Source organism: Saccharopolyspora hattusasensis, from assembly GCF_050972075.1.
GTDB classification, from domain to species: Bacteria; Actinomycetota; Actinomycetes; order Mycobacteriales; family Pseudonocardiaceae; genus Saccharopolyspora; species Saccharopolyspora hattusasensis.
Map to the genome: position 1 here is coordinate 1,337,591 of NZ_JBPCDC010000001.1, position 16,782 is coordinate 1,354,372.

Here is a 16,782-nt window from a genome sequence, read left to right on the forward strand (position 1 = left end):
GCGTGTGGGAGATCCTGATGGACCAAGTGCGAGTGGCTGTGCAGGCAGCAGACCCGATCACCGTGGCCGGCCTGACGAGTTACCTGAAGTCGCGGTCGGAGTTGTTTCTTGTTCCGAGCCCAGCCGAAGCCGACGTGATCGTATTCGCTGCGGATCCCGTCAACTCGAAGATGTTGGCTGAGCTGCGAAAGTCGGCACAACAGGTGCCGGTTCCTCGTGTGCTGGTGACCAATGAACTCGACCCGTCCAATGTGCTGAGGGTGGTCGAAGCCCGCGTGGTGGCGGTGTTGCCGCGAACCGCCGCGACCGGGACGAGACTGGTCAACAGCGTGATCGCCGCGGCAAGAGGCGGCGCCATAATGCCGCCCGACCTGCTGGGGGAGTTGCTGAAGCAGGTCGACCACCTGCAGCGCGAAGTGCTGACGCCGAAGGGTTTGAACGCTTCCGGGCTGACCAACCGCGAAGCCGACGTGCTGCGCTTGATGGCCGGCGGTCTGGACACCGCGGAGATCGCGCAGAAGTTGTGCTATTCGGAACGGACGGTCAAGAACGTCATCTACGGCTTGACCAGTCGCCTCAACCTGCGCAACCGGCCGCACGCGGTGGCCTTTGCGATGAGAGCCGGAGCGATCTGATGAGGGTACGGGGATAAGGGCAACTGCCGATTGCGTCCCCCGTGACGGCACGCTTGCAGAACACCAGGCCGTCTAGACGAAATCGGGCCGTCTCGGGCAAAATCGGGCTTTCTTGGGCAAAATCGGGCCGTCTCGGGCGAAATGGGCGGGTCCGGCTAAGCGGGAAACGGCTGAGAATTGGCATCGGTCTCGCTCGGGTCCAAGGCTTGGGGCCGGCCAGTAAGCCGTGAATCTTCTGGGCTCAGTTGTAAAAACGCCCAAGGGCTCACGGGTTCTGCTCAACGACGCGGAGTGCGAGTTCTGGGACGTGGTAGATGCGGGCGCCGTCGACCCACAGCGAAGCGTCGGCCACCGCGAAGCGGCCGTCGGGGTCCTCGCCGAGTTCCAGCACGTCCAGCTCGACCGTCACCGTTTGGTTGGCCGGCGTGACCTGTCCCCGGTATTTCCAGGTCAGCGGCCGATCGGTCACCAACGAAAACCGCGGGTCGGTCAGGCCGTCGCCCAGCCCGCGGTCGATCATGTAGAACCTCAGCAGCTGGCACATCGCTTCCACCCCCAGCGAGCCCGGTTGCACTGGGTCCTGGAAGAAGTGGGCCTTGAAATACCACTCGCCGGGCCGGACGTCCTTCTCCGCCACCACTCGGCCGAGCCCGGCCTTGCCGCCGTCGGGCCAGTACCCGGTGATGCGATCCAGCACCAGCAGCATCGGACCAGCCAGTCGCAGCGAGCCGTGCCCGTCACAGGGAACCAGCTCTCGACACGAGTCGCCCGAGAGTCGCTCGCTGCTGGCAGAGGGCAGGCCGATTTGCTCGGCGAATGCCTGTGTGGGAAAGAAACCGAACACGCTCGAAGCATGCAGCAACCGTTGCCCATCGGCCTCGACGTCCACAGCGAACGAGACGATGATCGTCCCGGAATACCGGGAAATGTCAAGCAGGGTAACCGTCGTGCGTAGCGTCTGCACCGACCGGTCCACCTCGCCGAGAATAGTGGCGCTGCCGTCCAGATTACGGAAAAGAAGGTCCTCTTCGGACGACAGCGTGCATCCCGCGTAGGAGGCGAACCACCCGCACGGCTGCAGCGCCACTTCCATCAATACCGCCAACGGCATCACCGGATACCCGTTCTCCGCCCAGTACCAGGCATCCGCCGGCAGGTCGTATTCGGCGACGGCTTGACCGCCCGCGGTCATCGCGCCCTGCGGCGCGTCGACCGAGACGATCCGCGAGATGAAGTGGTACGGCGGCCCCGGTAACCGCGCCGAACGCCGGACGCCATCGAACGGGGCGAACGCGGGGCCGAACGCATCGGTCGGCTTGCCCCAGGCCGATGCGAGAAGCCCGGAATGGCCGAAGATGCCGCTGCCGACTTCGGCATCCTGAACGGGAACCAAGGTCGCCAGCGGCCAATCCGGCACTAGGCGCAGCCCGGCTCGTCTCGCGTGGAATGCCTTGACCCCGTCCACCGTGCACAGCACGTCGGCGATCAGGGTCGGTACCGGACCCGCCGAAACTTCGGTGACGAACACTTCGTAGGTGATCGACCGGCTGTCCGGGGTCACCTGGCCGCGACAGCGCATTGCCACCGGCTCGCCGGTCACCGGCTCGAACCGCCAGCCGTCGGCGTCCACGGTGTACCCGAGTGCCGCAAGGTAGAAGGCCATTGCCTGCAGGCAACCTTCGTACATCAGGGTGCCGGGCATGCACGGGTCGTCCTTGAAGTGGCCTTCGAAGAACCAGTCGGCAGCGGAGACCGGTGTTTCCGCCCGCAGATAACCGCGTTTCCACGGACCGCCGGCCGGATTGAACTCGGTGACCTCGCGCAGCAGCAGCATCTTTCCGCCGGCGATGCGCGGGGTGCGGACGTGCGCCTGGGTGCACAGCCATTCTGGGCCGAAGCAGTCGTCCGGCCGACCAGCCGCAAATGCGGCGACCTGCTCGGCGGCGAAGCTGCGCGCCGAGCACACCACCTGCGGTTCATCGAGCCAGCGAGCGGGTTCCGGGGTCTCGCCGGCCGGATCCCACAAGACGCCGCTGGTGTCGGCAAGCTCATGGTCGCTGAAGAACCCCGCCTGGCCGCCGCGCACGCTCAGCCTGAGTTCGCCGTCGACCCGGCAGTCGTAGTGAAAGAAGAAAAGGCGCGTGCCACCGTGGTCGCCGTGCCCGTCGATGTGGATGTCGAAGTCGAGCATCTCACCGGGCGCGGGTGGGCTACCGTGAAAAGTCAGCTCGCAGCCCAGCAGCCGGTAAACGCGTTCGCCACGGTTGAGCAGATCCACCCCCATCCAGCTGATCAGGAGCAAGTCCGCCTGTCCTGCCTCGATCACCAGACCGGCCGGCATGCGCCCAGCCGGATCGAGATACCACGCATCGGCGGCCACGTCGGTCTGGGTCCAGATCGTGCCGGTCCCCAACCGCCCGCGCGGCGCATCGATCGCGGTCACCCGGTCGGCCAGCAGCATCGGAGGCTGGGGCATCCGGACCTGACGCCGAAACCCGTCCTGCGCCCGGAACTCCGGCCCGAACACCTCCGAAATCCGCCCACTCGCCAACTGCACAAGCTGCTCCCGACCGAAAAGCGGGCCGCTCAACTGCCCGGTCGGGTGCTGGGTCAAGGGCGCCTCTGACCAACGTGCTTGGTCAACGGTGCCCTGCACCTCGCCCCGACCGGGCGTACCGGGGCGGCGCATCAGGACCATGCGTGATTTCTCGAGCAGGGCGAGGTATTGCTGATGCACCTGGGCATGGCTTTCGAGGAACTCCTGGTGCATCGAAGCGACGATGCGGTGCCATTCGCCGTCCGCGTGGAGTGCCGCCCTCTCGACCGGAGTCCGGACGGGTGCCGGAGTCCGGACGGGCAGTAGCGGCTCACCCGCCGGATCCGGGACCGGTGCCAACATCTCGCCCACGGGAGGAAGCACCGGTGCCGGATGCATTCGCTGCTCCGGGTGCGGTTCCGGTAGCACGATCGGCGGTGGATGTGCCGCGGTGGCGAAGGCCTCGACCACGGGGCGTGGCGCGGGCCGACCGGTCGCCAGCGCGCCGAGGAGCCGTTCGTGGTCGAGGATGACACCCGCTGCGACCAGTTCCGCGACCGCGCGTGTTAGCTGGCGCAAACTCCGGCCGTCAGCCGAATCCAGCGCTACGGCCACATGTTCGCGGTCGCCGAGAATCCGCTGGATCCATCCCGTGCACAGCCCGCGCGGCCCGTGCTCGATGAACACCCGGACCCCGTCGCGCCACGCCCGCTCGACGGTCCCGATGAAATCGATTGTGCCGGCCGCCTGCGCGGTCACGGCGTCGGCGGCATTCTGCGCGGTCACCACGTACGGCTCCGTGGTGGCGCAGGAGTAGAAGCGCACGTCCGGCAGATCGAAGGTGGGCCGGCGGTGCAGCTCCCAATACTCTCGCCGTACCTCGTCGACCTCTGGGACGTGCGCGGCAATGTCGTAGTCGAGCCGCAGAGCGTTCGGTTGTCCCAGCCGCCGCAGCACCCGCCGGCACCCCTCGGATTCGCCGCCGAGAACACTAACCCCGGGCGCGTTCATCGCCATCAGGTGCACGGCGGGTTCGCCGGCGACGGCCTCGCGGACGGCTTCCGCTGATGCGCTGACGATGTAGGCGGCCCATTTCTCGCCCGTAACGCCGTGCCGCCGCCACGCCCGGCGAACGGCGGCGAACTCCCCGGCGAGCGCGCTGGTCAACACCACGGAGTCCTCGACCTCCGCAACCAGCCGCGGTACGTCGCGCCATGCGCCCATCGCGACCAGTGCGCTGGACTCTCCCGAGGAATAGCCGATGACCGCGGTGGGTTTCACGCCGAGCAAGCCCCGCGTGATCTCCGTGTGCAGCTGGCCGAGTACTGACGCGCCCCAAATCTGGTCCAGCGCACGTGGTGCCGTCCCGGCGTACGCCCATCCGATCAGTTCGGTCAGCGACCCACAACGCTGTTCGACTCGTTGCCGGATATCCGGCAGCGCGAGCATGACCTCCCGCCCCATCCGCGGGTAGCTGGCGGAACCATTGGAGAACACGAACGCCGTTTCGCCCGCGATCGGTTCGTTCCGGAACGCCACCCCTTCCGGCTGGAGGCCGTGCCCGTCCAGCCAACGTTCGGCGGCCCCGATCCGATCGTGCAGCTGAGTCCGGTCGGAAGCCAGGATGACCAGTCGCGCGGGTCCCGTGTCGGTTTCCCGGCCTGCCCGCGCGGCAGCGAGGGCTGTGGCTGCATCGGTGCCGGAAAACACGTGCAATCTGCCGACGTCATCGGCGATCCACGCAACCGCGGAGTCAGCCCGGAGTCCGAGATGTCGCTCCTGCGACCCCAGCGTCGACACCGCCACAGCCGCGCTCCGACGGCCAACGGACGGATCGGCCGACTGGTCGACACGCGGGCCAGCCGACTGGTCGACACGCGGGCCAGCCGGCTGATCGACACGCGGGCCAGCCGACTGGTCGACACGCGGATCGGCCGACTGGTCGACACGCGGTATCGCCCCGTGCCGCACGGCCACGGCGGCGCACGCCACGGCCAGCAACCCCTTGGCCGCATGCGGCACCCCGAAAACCCCGGCGGGGTCGAAGGATTCTCTGCAGCGATGAGCCACCTGGTTCTGCTGGTCCGCAATTTCAATGGAAATCGAATCCCCGATTTCCATTGAAATTGCGCCGTCACCCACGACGAGGCTGACATCCGGTTGGGGGTCCGTGAGGACGGCGAATATGTCGTCGCCGTCTCGGCGCGCGTCGTCGAGGCGTTTGAGGACCAGCACGACGGCTGCATCGCCGGGTGGGACGTCGATGTTCAGGTCTGCGAGAGCCTTGCGGTGGACCTGCTCGTGGGAGAGGTCGACGGCACCGACCAACACCGCGTCGGCCTCCCGCGTGCGCAAGGCTCGCTCACCGATTTCGAGCGCCACCAGACCGGATGCTTCCTCCGCCGAGACGGTAAAGCTCGGTCCGGCCAGGTCCAATTGGGCATTGATCCGGTTCGCCACGACGTTCGGCATCGTGCCGACGACCACGGAAGCGTCGAGTACCGGCGCGAAAGCGTCCGGATACCGCTCGCGAAGGTCCGATTCGCCGAGGTTGCTCGCCACGCGGGTGCGGGTCGGATAGCGGGCCACCTCGGCATCGCAACCCATGCCGACCAGCACCATCGTCCGATCCCGGACCAGACTGACATCGCGCACCGCCTCGCGGGCGGCCTCCAGAATCGACACCTGCTGGCCCAGTGACTTCTGCAGGTCCGCTGGTGGCACGCGAAGTTCCGGGACGGCGACCGCGTAGTCGACGGCAGGGCTCAGGCGGGGGGTCCCACGCAGTAGAGCATCGCGGAACTCGTCGAAGTCCGCGCAGTCGGCGACTCGCGCGCCGATCCCCACGATCGCGACCTCATCGGGTCGTGAGTGCGAAGACGGGCCAGAGGCCGTTTTCGCACTCACGACCACGTTGTCACCTGTCCATTGTTCGAGGACCAGGTGGGCGTTGTTGCCGCCAAAGCCGAACGCGCTGATCCCGGCACGACGGCGGCCTTCCCACGCTTCGGCTTCGTGCAGCAGGCGCAGCGGGGTGTCGCGCAGCGCTTCGACCGGCTCATCGGCTCCGAGCGTTGGAGGGCGAATGCCGGCGTCCATCGCGGCAAGCACTTTCAGCACACCGGTGGCTCCTGCGGCCGTGATGAGGTGGCCGGTGTTCGACTTCGCCGAACCGATCGGCAGATCCCGCGCCCCGGCGAAGGCCCGCGAGGTGCTGCGAACCTCGACCGCATCGCCGAGGCTGGTGCCGGTCGCGTGGCACTCGAGAAGCGACACCGACTCAGGCGAGATCTCAGCGTCGGCATAGGCCTGCTGGAGCGCGCGAACCTGACCCTCCTCGGTGGGCACCAGGATGCCCTTCGACCGTCCGTCGTTGGACAGTCCGACACCCCGAATCACGCCACGAATCCGGACCTCCTCGGCGAGGGCGTCGGACAACCTCATCAGGGCGACGAAGGCCGCGCCTTCCGCCGGGACCAGGCCGTCGGCATCGCGGTGGAAGGGACGGCTGCGTCCGGTAGGGCTCAGCGCGGACAGCGCACTGAACGCCTGGTGGATCGCGAGATCGTCGGTCCGGTTGACCGCGCCCGCCACCATGAGATCCGCCGTGCCATCGTGCAGGCGATCGCACGCCAACTTGATCGCGTAGAGCGACGATGCGCACGCCGCGTCCAACGCGAACGCGCCCGCACCCAAGCCGAGCGCGGCGGCCGCGAAATGCGCCGGGATACCGGAGGAAAACCGGTTCAGCGCGCTGGGTTCGGGCCCATCGAGCAGGCCGGACAAAACCGCCCGGACAGCGGGCGTCTGGTCGGACAACCACACGCTCTCGGCAAAACGCACCATGCCGTCCGTGGGCAGCGACAAATTGCCGAGCACCAGTCCGGCACGTTTGTGGGGCTGGCCGACGCCTGCTTCCCCCAGTGCTTGAAGCACACCGTGCAGTACCCAGCGATACGACTCGTCCAGCACGCCGACCCGCGCGGCATCGACCTGCAACCCGTCAGGATCGAAGACATCGGCGAAGCCGGAGACATAACCGCCGACGTCACTGCTGATGCCAAGTGGCACGTCGCCGGCGGGCAGTCTCCAGCGGCCTTCGGGAACCCGGGTGAGGCTGACACGGCGTTCGATGATGTTGTCCCAGAACGTATCCGGGTCAAGTGCGCCCGGTAGTACGCACCCACGACCGACGATGGCGATCGGCTCGAACACGCCCGTCACCTCCCGCTCGGGGCGCCATCGGGGCGGGCCACCAGGCGAAGCCGGTGCAGCTCCGCGACGGGTGTGCCGTCGGCGGCGCAGAGCTGGAGATCGCACTCAGCATGAGCGCTGTGCACCTCGCCCGCCCGGATGATGCTCGTGCCCGCACCGTCTAGCATTCCCGGACGGTGCAGCCGGAATTCGCCGACGCCCATGGGCAGCGCGGCGGTCCCCAGCGCCCGCTCAGCCCACAAGGTCGCCAACTGGATACCGCCGTCCACCGCCGCCGGATCGGTGTAACGGTGCTCATCTGGCCAGCCCAGCACACGCGCGCCGACAACCGTCCCAACCGCTCCGGCCGCGGAGACCCCGTCGACGCCGCGGAGGGCCTGGAACGCCGGACCGTGGAACAGCAGGTAGCCGTCGTAGATCGGCCTGTCGCCGAAGGCGTCCAGGCGCGCCGGGATGTCCCATCGGCGCGGTGCGCCGACCGCGGTTTCAATTGTTGTTTCAGTTGTTGTTTCAGTTGTTGTTTCAATTGTTGTTTCAGTCGAAACCGCGGTCCGTCCGCAGTCCAGTTTCGCTCGGTAATGCGGCAACTCGCCCGTGCCATGCAGGACCAGGGATCCGCCGGGCTCGCAGGTGATGCGCACGATATCGCCGTCTCCGGCAAAGTGGTCGAGGGTGATCTTGCGGAGTACGTCGAGGTCGCGAAGCGCGGCGGTTTCGCACGTTCCGGCCAGGTGCGCCGCGGCGGTGAACCACTCCAGCACCATCGCGACCGGAACCACCGTCGTGCCGGCAACGGAGTGGTCCGCCAGATACGGATGCGACCGGTCGGTGACCACGATCTCCCCGGCTGCGCTGGGCTCGGCTTTCGGGAAGGTGCCCGCGGCGCACACGACATGCACAGGCTCGTGCGCGCCCAGTACCTCGTCGACGAACGCTTTCGCCCCTGCTTCGATCGGGATCAGCTGGACTCCGGAGGCCCGCAAGCGGTCGGCCAGCGACGCATCCACCATCCCGCCGTCCCACGGGCCCCACGCAATGGTGCGGACCAGGCACCGCGGTCGTTTCGCGCGCTCTGCCGCGGCGATCTGGGTGATGACCTCGTTGGCCATCGCGTAGTCGCTCTGCCCCGCGTTGCCGTAGCAGGCGGCGACCGAGGAGAACACGCAGAGGAGATCAAGGGGATCGTCCGCTGTCACGTCGAGCAGGGTGCGCAGACCGCCGACCTTCGTGCCGAAGACGTAGTCGAGCTGTTCGTCGGTCTTGTCCTTGATGGTCTTGTCCGCCAGCACCCCGGCCCCGTGCACGACCCCAGTGATAGGCCCCCACCGCGCGCGCACTTCCGCCAGAGCCTCGGTCAGCGCCGCGCTGTCGCGGACATCCACGGGAAGATAGCGGGCCGGCGAACCGCAGGATTCGAGCGCGTCGAGCGTCGCCCGGATTTCGCGGCAGGAAAGCACTCTGGCGGTTTCGGACCTGATCCGCTGCGGTGCGGTTGACTCACCACTGGTCCGCAGGTGCTCGGCCACCGCCTCCCGCACCGCTGCCTCGCCGGACACGCCACGCAGGTAAGACGGCTCTTCCGCCAAGGGCGTGCGGCCGAGCAGGACGACCTTGGGTTTGCGTGCGGCGGCGAGGGCTCGCGCCGCCATCGCGGTCACACCGCGCGCTCCACCGCTGATGACGATCACGGACTCGGGGCCGATCACATCGGTCCACGAGTCGCCGAACGGCGCCTCGGCGTGGTGGAGCACGGTGCGGGCGCCGTCAGCGGTCAGTCCCACATCAGTCACCCCGCCGCCGGTGAGCAGCTCACGAGCGATTGCCCGGGCCAGCTCGACGCTGCTGCGCCCACCCCGCTCGCAGTCGATCGCTTTGACCGCCGTGCCCGGCCATTCCTTCGCGGCGGTACGCGCCAGCGCCGCGACCCCGCCGAGCCACACGCGTTCCGGCGCGGAGCCGGACAGCCCGAAGTCACCACCGGTGTCCTGCACCGTAACGAAAACCCCGGGTGTTTCCGGACGACCAGCGACCATCGCGCGAGCCACCCGCAAAGCGTCCCGGTTGACCCCGATTGCCTCATCTGCCGAGCCAGAGCGCAGGCCCCCGAGGAAGATGACGCCGTCGGTGTCGCCCTGGACGTCCGCGGTGACGAACGCGCGCACACCGTGCTCGACGAGTTCGGCCGCCAGCGGCTCGGCCACGCCGGTTCCGTCCTCGGTGATCGCTATCGACGCGCCGATCAACCCGGACAGCGCGAACCCGGCCGCCGATGCCCGCCGGGCCGAAATGGCCAGTCGCGTCAACTCGGTTGGCTTGTCACTCGGCGTTATTTCCTGGGATACGGCAGGTTCGGCTCCGACGGGCACCACGCCGCTGTCCCCGGCGCCGAGCAGTTCAGCCACTTCGCCCAGCGTTCCGGCGGCACCCAGCAGCGCCGGATCAACCTCTGCCAGACCGGGAACCCGTTCCCGCACCGCCGAAAGAATCTCCACCCGCTTGATCGAATCAATGCCCAGATCCGATTCCAGCTCCATCCCCGCATCAAGCACGCTCAACGGATAACCCGTCTTCTCCGCGACCACCTCCAACACCAACCCCACATCAACACCACTCGACTCCGGCTCCGCAGCCGGGTTCTCAACCGGGTTCTCAACCGGGTTTCCAACCGAAGCCGGGTATGCGTCGTATGCGTCGTATGCCGGTGCTACAGAATCAGCAGCGGGAACCGAATCAGCAGCCGGAACCGGAACACCCACGGGTTCCGGTGGAGGCGATGGCGTTTGGGGCACGGTGTAGCCGGCATGGCCCCACGGGGGAACCGCGGGCTGCACGGCAGCCGCTTCCGGCACGCCGCCGGAAGACAATCCACCGGACGCTGCTTCCGGCACGCCGCCGGAAGAGAACCCGCCGGACGCTGCTTCCGGCACGCCGCCGGAAGACAATCCGCCGAGAGCCGCTTCGGACATGCGGAGGAACGCCAGGTGCGTCTCGGCCATCACGCGCTGGTAGGTGGCATGCGCTTCGCTCGCCTGCCGCTGCGTCTCCCGCAACGCATCCAGCCAGGGGTCCGAAACGGGATGCGGGGCACTCCTGACCAGGTTGCTTGGTGAAGGATGCCCCTCACTCGGCACCCAGTCGGGGGGAGGTCGATGTCCGTGGACGACAGGTTCGTCCACGGGTTCGGGAACTGGGGTGGTGATCTGGGCCTGCTGTGGTGGGTTGGGCGGCGGGAGTTCGTGGGCACCGCCGGGCGGCGGATACGGTTTGCCGTAGTTCGCGCCGAGCAGGTCCACTGTCATGCCGGGTTTTTCGTCCATTCGGGGTTCCTCGATCGGCGTGAACGGGCACCACAGTGCCTCGAAGTTCAGGGGAATGCCGCGCACGGCGAGCTGGGCCAGCCCTTCGTGCAGGGCGGTGACCCCGTCGGTACGGGCGTGATCCAGGCTGACCGACAGGTGTTCGCGTCCGGCCAGGATGTCGCTGGTCAGTCTCGCGAGGGTCGCTCCCGCACCGACCTCGACGAACGTACGGACACCGTTGGCGTGCATGGTCTCGATCTGGTCTACGAACCGGACCGGCCGCTGAAGGTGGTCGGCGAGGCGGTCCCGGATCGCGTCCGGGTCGGACGGGTAACGGTCGGCTTCCGCGTTCGAGTACGCGTCGATTCGCGGCGGCTCGACGTCCACTGCCGTAAGGAATTCCCGCAGCGGTGCGCGGGCGGAGTCCATGAGCGGGCTGTGAAAAGCGGCGGCCGTGTTCAGTTTCCGGGCAGCTCGGCCGGTTTCGGCAAGCCATTTCGCCAGCCGGTCGATCGCCTCGGTGGTGCCGGACACCACGACCTGTTTGGGTGCGTTGTGGTTGGCGAGCCACAGCTGGTCGCCGAGATCCGCAACGACCGGGCGGACGTCGTCGATGGAGCCTGCGACCGCGAGCATAGCTCCTTGTGAAGTGGCGGCGTCCCGCATCAGTTCGCCGCGCTTGCGTGCCAGCCTGATGAGCGTCTCGGCGTCGTAGCAACCGGCGACGTGCAACGCGACCAGTTCTCCGAAGCTATGCCCCGCAACGGCATCCGGCGAGACCCCCAAGGTGCGCAGAACTTCCAGCAACGCAAGGCTTTGCACAGCGAGAGCCGGTTGTGCCCACTCCGTGCGGGTCAGCAGGCGGTCTTGCGCACCCCGCTCGTCCTCGGTGAAGGCGGGAGGCGGGAATACCAAGCGGTGCAGCGCGACACCGTCGAAGCAGGTTCCAGCGGCCGAGTCCCACGCACTCCTGGCGGCCGGATGAAGCATCGCGACCTCTGCGCCCATCCCGACGTACTGGCTGCCCTGCCCGGAGAACAGGAGTCCCAGCTTGCCGGGATCGATACGACGAGGCGCATAGTAGACACCTCGCGGGGCGGACAACGCCGTCTCCGGATCCGCTTCGATCCGGGCCGCTGTCGCTGCCAGCTTCGCGGTCAAATCGGCTTCGGTGGTCGCCACGATTGCCAGTCTGGACTGGGCGGTGTGGTCGAACGCGCCTTGCGTCTCCCGCGCGATCGCGGCCAGCGGGCGGGAGACACCTGTGCTTGCCCGGCATGCGCTCACGAGCGCCTGCGGGGAATCGGCCGAGAACAGAACCAGCTCGGAGGAGGCGGCCCTGGTCAACTCGGGCGCACGGCTCTCCGACCCCGGCGAGGGCCGGTACTCCTCCAACGTGACGTGGAAATCTGTTCCGCCGAAGCCGAAGCTGGACACCGCAGCGCGCCGCGGATGGCTGCCGTCGCTGATCCACGGACGTGCCTGGGTGTTCAGGTAGAACGGGCTGCCAGCGAATCCGAGTGCCGGATTGGGGCGGTCGACCTTGATCGTCGGAGGCAATGCCTTTTGACTCAATGCGAGCGTGGCCTTTAGCAGACCGGCAGCGCCCGCCGCGTTCTTGGTGTGGCCGATCTGCGACTTCACCGAGCCAAGCGCGCACCACTGGGCGTCGGAGCGTCCGGCCGCGCCGAACACGGCCCGAAGCCCGGCGAACTCGGCAGCGTCCCCGGCGGCAGTTCCAGTGCCGTGCGCCTCGACGAGCTCCACCGTTTCCGGACCGTAGCCCGCTGCGTCGTAGGCCCGGCGCAGCGCCCTGGCCTGTCCTTCGGGCACCGGCGCGTAGATGGAGCTGCCGCGCCCGTCCGAGGCAGTGCCGATGCCACGGATGACCGCGTGAATCCGGTCGCCGTCGCGCTCGGCATCTTCGAGGCGGCGAATCGCGAACAGGACAATCCCTTCCCCGAGAACCATGCCGTCGGCCTGGTCCGAGAAGGGACGGCAATCGCCAGTTGGAGAAAGCGCGGGTGTCTTGCTGAAGCAGGTGTACATCACCGGATCGTTGAGTGTGTCCACCCCGCCCGTGATCACCAAGTCAGCCTGACCGGTGGCGAGTTCGTTCGCCCCGCTGGACAACGCAGCCAGCGAGCTCGCACACGCGGCGTCCGTGGTGTAGTTGCTCCCGTGCAGATCGAACCTGTTGGCGATCCGCCCGGCCACGACGTTGCTGAGTAAGCCGGGCAGGCTGGCCTCCTGCCACGGGACGTAGCTGGCTGCTATTCGATCGCAGATCGCCTGCGCCTGGTCCTCGGCGATGCCGCTCTCCCGCAACGCCTTCAGCCACACCGGCCGCTGGATGCGACTGCCCATAGTGGTCAGCAGTTCCAGCGACGACGTGCCGAGGATTACGCTCACCCGCTCGCGATCCACACCCGACAGGCCGGTAAGGCCGGACAGCAGTTGTTCGGCTGCCACGAGTGCGAGCAGTTGACTGGTGTCGGTGGCTTCCAACACCTTGGGGGGAATGCCGTGAGCGAGCGGATCGAACGGCACCGGCGAGAGGAACGCGCCGCGATGCGCATAGGTCTTGTCCGGTGCCGCCGGATCCGGGTCGTAGTGGTCCTCGACCAGCCAGTGCGTCGCCGGTACCTCGGTGACCTGGTCTTCTCCCGTCACGACGGTGCGCCAGAATCCGCCCGGATCGGAAGAACCCGGCAGCAGCGCGCTGACCCCGACAATCGCGACCGGCGGCATGGTTCTCGTTCTCGCCTCGGGCATGGCCTTGTCCTCAGTGTCGATGGTCCCGTGAGTCTATTGGGGTGCTATAGCGAGTGGTCTTTTGTTGCACCACTGTTATCCAGCGACTTCCGGTAGTGCGGCTTCAGCAGTCTCTCACCGTAGGTAGTTCTTACCCACGGTGAGAAGGGCGGCGTCCACATCCCGTCGACCCGCTTCGCGCTCAACGCTTGTGCGGTCCAGCTGAGTGCAGGCGGTTCACAAGAAGCCCTGCTTCGGTCGAACGTTGAGCCGAAACAGGGCGAAGCGCTGTAGAGGGTGTCAGACTTCCTTACTGTGATCGATTTTCTGGTCAGGCTCCCAGAATTCCATCACCTCGGTGTCGCCTTTCTTGTCGGGATCCCAATATTCGATCACTTCGTCGAGATCGTAGCCGAAATAGATCGGCTTGTATTCGAGATTCTTCAACTTCGAGAAAACTTCCTGTGCGATCTGTTTGTGTTTTCCGTCATCTCCGCGCGGGCCACGTACTGTCAAGCCGCGAGGCATTTCCCTGAACGGTATCCCCGCGTCTTCGTCTGTATCGCGGTCAAGATTGTTCCTGATGGCCAACGAGATTCCGGCCTCCAGGCAGGTCTGGTTCACCGACCCGGTGAGCACGTAGGCCGCTTGTCAACATCGGCACTTTTCCTTTCAGCGCAACACGAATCGCGGAATCCATCCCCAGCGGATCCGGTGCAAGAAAAATCCCCTTGATCTCCAGGGTAAGGCGGAATCAAGGGGCGAAGTAGTTGATCAGCGGACGGCTTTCGCTGCTACTTTTTCCGGCCACCGCGGTGGCCGGGATGTGTCTTCCTGGTGAGGTACCAACCCACGGACACCTGTTGGACAGGACGTGGCAGGCCCGTACGTTCCCCGGTCATGGGTGGGGCGTCAGCCCCCGTTGTTGCCGGGTGCTGTGTAGTCCCGGGCGATGCGGTGAATCTCGGTGTCGTCGGTATAGCCCGCGAGAGCCCGCAGAGGCTCCCGGATCCCTTCCTCGATGACGTACCCCAGGCCCGGGCCAGGGCGTGTGCAAGGTTGACCTGTCCGGTTTAGGTAGTTTCGGATAGGGAGGTGGGTGGCAGGTTGGCCAGGTGGTGGACCGTTTCGATACCGGCGACCTTGCCGTTCGGGCGGCGCCAGCGCCATATTCGGATGCCCTGCCGGGCCCCCGAGCAGATCGGTTCGCAGGTTTCCGTCCAGAACAAGGACCTTCCAGGCTGCGGGCCCTGGCACGTCCGTACCCGCCCACGATTTCCATTGAAATTGCGGAGGTTGTCCACAGGCATCGGCGTGTCGGGGTGCGACACGCCGACGGTCCGCAAGTTCCATTGAAATCGAAGGTTCGATTTCAATGGAACTTGCGGGTTCTCTCCGCCGAGGCGGACTCGATGAACGTCTTCGCACCGGCGGTCACCGCCAGCACCGCCAGGGCCGGCAGCAACGGCAACCCATACAGGATTCCCCGCCCACAGCCTCCAGAGCCCGCCAGAGACCGTCCACACGACCCCGCAAGGACTCGACTGTGACGGTGGGCCGGTCAAGCACAACCCGAATCAGGGAAGCCAAGAACACAAGAGCGCGGCTCCTGGATAGACCGTCACGGCTTGGACAACCCGATGATCTCCCACCGGAAACCGCGCCCTCGTCTCGCATCCCACCTGGACAGAAACCCGCCGCAACCCTCAGATCAACCTTGCACACGCCCTGGACCCGGGGCAGAGCGCTTGATCCGGTCAGCCCACGCACCCAGTTGCCAAGCCTCGTCACCAAGCACCATGTCCACCTGATTCGGCGAGTCCAGCCTCAACGCGATCCGGTACGGGAACAGGCCCCGCATTGGGACCACTACGACGCGGTTATGCGCCCGGTAGCGCCTCGTAGGCTTCTCGTAGCTCGCCTGCTTCTGGCAACTGCCGGGTCTCGACTGCTCTGACGACTTCAAGAGCTCGCCAGTGGTTCGACGGAACCACCCTGCCCGATGCAATCGCCCGCATGGTCACGTCGCACGCTTCGTCAAGCCCGCCGGAAGCGAGTAGTGCCAGGCCCAGATCCAGGTTCGCTGAAGCCACTCGGCGTGGCCACTTGCTGAAGTCTGAACTCGGCCCCAAACGCTTGATGACTTCACGTGCGTAGCTTTCGGCCACTGGGTCGCCGAGCCATGCCAATGTTGTTGCGGTATAAGAAATCGATTTGTCAGGATCGTATCGGTAGTGATGTTCCGGTCGATCCGGCCGTTGCATCGGTGACACCATCTTGTGAACCGCTTCGATAGCGGCATACGTTTCTTCTGCTTTTCCAAGCCGCGCGTTGGCACGGCCAATTTGCGCCGTTGCCTGGATAGCGACCGAACTTCCATTCGGAGCGATCTGCACAGCCTTCTGGGACAACTCCACCGCGCGTTCATAGGCGCCAACGGTGAGGACCCGCCACGCCTCGGTCTCATAGCACCACGCATGAATTTCGCGATGATCTAGATCGCACGCCAAGCTCGCCGCAACACGTAGTCGGGCAGTAGCCGCCGAATCTTGCTGAAGATCGATATGCACAGTTGCGCACAGCAACGAAAGCCACCCGCCAACGGCTAGGAGCCGTCGGTGCTCCGCCAGCGTCATGCGACCATCGAGAAGCTGCTGAACATAGCGAAGGTGCTGCCGAATCCTGGGAAGCAACACGCTTGGCGGCGTCTTGGAGTATGCGCAAGCCAGGTCATCAACAACGCTTTCCATCATCATCAAAGTTTCGTTTCCGACATCGCTCGCTCTAGCACGCCTAGCTAGCTCTAGCGCATCCTGCTCGTCATCACTGAACGCAACAGGAATCGAGAACCATGAGCCAGCAGGCGTTGTAATAGCCTCCTGCCTGGACGCCAAATCGGCTAGTTTCCGCGAGTTCTGTTCCGCTTGGATCGCATCGAACTGTGCCACCAAGCTCCCGTGCGCGTTGCAGATCTCATCTACTTTTGTCCAGAAATCACGTCCGGGAAATTGCCGCCCCGCCTCGATATGCGAAATCGATGTGCGCGAGTAGTGCGTCAGGCTGCCAAGTTCCCCCTGATGGAAGCCGCTGGCTTCCCGGTGGCTGGCAAGCGTTGCGCCGAGGGCGCGGCGCAACTCCACGACGCTCTCTGCCTCACGTGCCATGACGCACTCCCGACGTCCGCTACTGGCGGTTCCATGTCTCCCGTAAGCGTAGCGATCTGTACGCCTGAAGTGATCGCATCAAGCCTGTGGGAGTTGTTCCCACACTATTTCCCACCCCGGCTCCACACGGTTACATGACGGGCACAGTCAGCAAGAATAGCGCGGTGACCTGCCCAAAC

At 66.2% G+C, this 16,782-nt stretch carries 5 protein-coding genes; 1 reads left to right on the forward strand and 4 read right to left on the reverse strand.

Annotated features, from left to right (window positions below):
- Window positions 1–17 precede the first annotated feature (17 nt).
- Window positions 18–635: a helix-turn-helix transcriptional regulator gene (locus tag ACRXBZ_RS05570; RefSeq protein ID WP_433878106.1), complete on the forward strand. Its 618-nt coding sequence runs from the start codon at window positions 18–20 to the stop codon at window positions 633–635.
- A gap of 265 nt (window positions 636–900) precedes the next feature.
- Here the strand turns inward: ACRXBZ_RS05570 and ACRXBZ_RS05575 are convergent, their stop codons facing one another.
- The 4 genes from ACRXBZ_RS05575 to ACRXBZ_RS05590 form a co-directional block, all read right to left on the reverse strand.
- A complete protein-coding gene (locus ACRXBZ_RS05575; RefSeq protein WP_433878107.1) occupies window positions 901–7,386 on the reverse strand; it encodes a beta-ketoacyl synthase N-terminal-like domain-containing protein in 6,486 nt (2,161 codons plus the stop codon).
- A 5-nt stretch (window positions 7,387–7,391) separates the two neighbouring features.
- Window positions 7,392–13,460 (reverse strand): SDR family NAD(P)-dependent oxidoreductase, encoded by a 6,069-nt coding sequence (locus ACRXBZ_RS05580; RefSeq protein WP_433878108.1) that lies wholly within the window; start codon window positions 13,458–13,460, stop codon window positions 7,392–7,394.
- Between the two features lie 279 nt (window positions 13,461–13,739).
- A complete protein-coding gene (locus ACRXBZ_RS05585; protein WP_433878109.1) occupies window positions 13,740–14,078 on the reverse strand; it encodes a hypothetical protein in 339 nt (112 codons plus the stop codon).
- 1,241 nt (window positions 14,079–15,319) lie between these two features.
- Complete coding sequence (locus ACRXBZ_RS05590) at window positions 15,320–16,603, reverse strand: helix-turn-helix domain-containing protein (protein WP_433878110.1); 1,284 nt, start codon at window positions 16,601–16,603, stop codon at window positions 15,320–15,322.
- Between the last annotated feature and the right edge of the window lie 179 nt (window positions 16,604–16,782).

Excerpts from the sequence above, each read along its gene's own strand:
- ACRXBZ_RS05570 (WP_433878106.1), top strand. The coding sequence starts at position 18 with ATGGACCAAGTGCGAGTGGCTGTGCAGGCAGCAGACCCGATCACCGTG.
- ACRXBZ_RS05580 (WP_433878108.1), bottom strand. The coding sequence starts at position 13,460 with ATGCCCGAGGCGAGAACGAGAACCATGCCGCCGGTCGCGATTGTCGGG.
- ACRXBZ_RS05590 (WP_433878110.1), bottom strand. The coding sequence starts at position 16,603 with ATGGCACGTGAGGCAGAGAGCGTCGTGGAGTTGCGCCGCGCCCTCGGC.